Genomic DNA, 3,114 nt, shown 5'->3' with positions numbered 1-3,114 from the left:
TGCGCCTGCCAAGGCCCCCGAGCCCGCCGCGACCGCAACGCCCGCGGCACCCGCCAAGGACGAGTCCGGCGCAGGCTATGGCGACCAGCCCGGCGCCGGCACCAGCGACTCGCCCGCAGCCCTCTCGCCGTCGGTCCGCCGCGCGGTGCTCGAGCACGGCGTCGACCCCGGCACCGTCAAGGGCACCGGCCGTGACGGTCGCATCACCAAGGAAGACGTGACCGCCGCCGCCTCGAGCAAGCCCGCTCCGGCCGCAGCACCTGCGCCCGCACCGGCCGCAGCGCCCGCAGCCTCGGGCCGCGGTGAAGAGCGCGTCCGCATGACGCGCCTGCGCCAGACGATCGCCAAGCGCCTCAAGGAAGCGCAGAACACCGCCGCGATGCTGACGACGTTCAACGACGTCGACATGACCGCGGTGATCGAGGCGCGCGCCAAGTACAAGGATCTGTTCGAGAAGAAGCACGGCGTCCGCCTCGGCTTCATGGGCTTCTTCGTGAAGGCCGCGACCATGGCGCTGCGCGACATCCCGTCGGTCAACGCATCGATCGACGGCGACGACATCGTCTATCACGATTACGCCGACATCTCGGTCGCGGTCTCGTCGCCGGGCGGCCTCGTCGTCCCCGTGATCCGCGATGCCGACCAGATGTCGGTCGCGACGATCGAGAAGACGATCGGCGACTTCGGCAAGCGCGCCAAGGACGGCGCGCTCAAGATGGACGAGATGAAGGGCGGCACCTTCACCATCTCGAACGGCGGCGTGTTCGGTTCGCTGATGTCGACCCCGATCATCAACCCGCCCCAGTCCGCGGTCCTCGGCCTCCACCGCATCGAGGAGCGCCCGGTCGTCGTGAACGGCCAGATCGTCATCCGCCCGATGATGTATCTCGCGCTCAGCTACGATCACCGCCTGATCGACGGCCGCGAAGCCGTGACGTTCCTCGTCGCGCTCAAGAACGCGATCGAAGACCCGACGCGCATCCTGATCGACCTGTAAATATCTAACCACCCCGGCGCAGGCCGGGGCCCAGTGGGGAAGGCCGCGGTGACGAAGCGCCTCGCCCTCCCCATATATCTCCCAACTGGGCCCCGGCCTGCGCCGGGGAAGTAAGAGAGAAGCGACAATGGCTGACTATGACTATGACGTCCTCGTAATCGGCGCAGGCCCCGGCGGCTACGTCGCCGCGATCCGCGCCGCACAGCTCGGGCTGCGCACCGCCTGCGCCGAGAGCCGTGATACGCTCGGCGGCACCTGCCTCAACGTCGGCTGCATCCCGTCCAAGGCGCTGCTCCACGCGTCCGAAATCTACGAGGAGGCCAAGAGCGGCCACCTCACCAAGTTCGGCATCGATTTCCAGGGCGTCTCGCTCAACCTCGACCAGATGCACGCCGAGAAGGCCAAGGCCGTCAAGGAACTGACCGGCGGCGTCGAATTCCTGTTCAAGAAGAACAAGGTGACCTGGCTCAAGGGCAAGGCCGCGTTCCAGGACGCGCACACCGTCGACGTCAACGGCCAGACGGTCACCGCGAAGAACATCGTCATCGCCACCGGTTCGAGCGTCATGCCGCTCCCCGGCGTCGAGGTCGACCAGACCACGGTCGTCGACTCGACCGGCGCGCTCGCGCTCCCCAAGGTGCCCGAGCACATGGTCGTCATCGGCGGCGGCGTGATCGGTCTCGAACTGGGCAGCGTCTGGCGTCGCCTCGGCGCGAAGGTCACGGTCGTCGAATTCGTCGACCAGATCCTCCCCGGCTTCGACGGCGAAGTCCGCCGCGAGAGCGCCAAGCTCTTCAAGAAGCAGGGCATGGAGCTGAAGCTCTCGACCAAGGTCACCGGTGTGACCGTCGACAACGGTGTCGCGACCGTCACCGTCGAGCCCGCTGCCGGCGGCGCGTCCGAGACGATGACCGCCGACGCAGTGCTCGTCTCGATCGGCCGCAAGGCGAACGTCGACGGCCTCAATCTCGAAGCCATCGGCCTCGAGCTCAACAAGCGCGGTCAGATCGAGACCGACCACAGCTTCAAGACCAAGGTCGACGGCGTGTGGGCGATCGGCGACTGCGTCCCCGGCCTGATGCTCGCGCACAAGGCCGAGGACGAGGGCGTCGCGGTGGCCGAGAACATCGCCGGCCAGACCGGCATCGTCAACGAGGACGTCATCCCGTCCGTCGTCTACACGATGCCCGAAATCGCCGGCGTCGGCCTCACCGAGGAAGCCGCGAAGGACATGACCGCCGAATCGGGTGGCATCAAGGTCGGCAAGTTCCCCTTCGCCGCCAACAGCCGCGCCAAGACCAACCGCGACACCGACGGCTTCGTCAAGGTCATCGCCGACGCGAAGACCGACCGCGTGCTGGGCGTCTGGATCGTCTCGAGCCTTGCCGGCACGCTGATCGCCGAAGCCGCCATCGCGATGGAATTCGGCGCGACCAGCGAAGACATCGCCTACACCTGCCACGCGCATCCGACGCATGCCGAGGCGCTGAAGGAAGCGGCGATGGCCGTACAGGGCAAGCCGATCCACATCTGAGTCCGACCGCGCGAGGGCCGTAGCGCAAGCTACGGCCGAGCACCCGGCGGTCGGACCGGCCGGCGGCGCTCCAGCGCCGTCCGACGACAGGGGCTTAGCCCCTGTCCGGCCAAGCCCGCTCCAAGCTGCGTTTCGGAAGGGCGTCGGTGGAAACCCCACCGGCGCCCTCTCCACGTCTCCCGATCGCGCGCGAAACATACCCGCTCTCAAGCCCAAACCCCATGAGCGACCGCACCCCCCTCCGTCATCCCGGCGAAAGCCGGCACCCACGGTCACGGCGAACCCGGCGATACGGCGTCGTCATAACCCGGCCCGCGACCATGGGTCCCGGCGTCCGCCGGGATGACGGGAAGGGGAGGCGCCACAAAATCGCTCCCGCACCCGCCACAACCCGCCCCCCCCCGTCATCCTGGCGAAAGCCAGGATCCAGAGCTGCAAGCGTAACCCCCTGCGGCTCTGGATCCTGGGTCGAGCCCGGGATGACGGCACCGGGTGGGCGCAACATGTCTCTCGCCATCGATCGCCGGGCCGTAGCGGCAGGCAAACCCGCAACGACCCGCACCCCATCCGTCATCCCGGCGAA

General features: G+C 68.1%; 2 protein-coding genes. Both read left to right on the top strand.

From position 1 onward, the window contains the following. A partial coding sequence (gene odhB / locus sphsw_RS04230) for a 2-oxoglutarate dehydrogenase complex dihydrolipoyllysine-residue succinyltransferase (protein WP_031439523.1) occupies positions 1 to 997 on the top strand: 997 nt, incomplete at its 5' end. 127 nt (positions 998 to 1,124) lie between these two features. Next, complete coding sequence (gene lpdA / locus sphsw_RS04225; protein ID WP_031439522.1) at positions 1,125 to 2,531, top strand: dihydrolipoyl dehydrogenase; 1,407 nt, start codon at positions 1,125 to 1,127, stop codon at positions 2,529 to 2,531. Positions 2,532 to 3,114 lie beyond the last annotated feature (583 nt).

The sequence above is a fragment of the Sphingomonas sp. FUKUSWIS1 genome, from assembly GCF_000733135.1.
Taxonomy (GTDB): Bacteria; Pseudomonadota; Alphaproteobacteria; order Sphingomonadales; family Sphingomonadaceae; genus Sphingomonas; species Sphingomonas aerolata.
The sequence above is the reverse complement of the archived record's forward strand: the minus strand, read 5'-3'. Positions and strand labels throughout refer to the sequence as shown.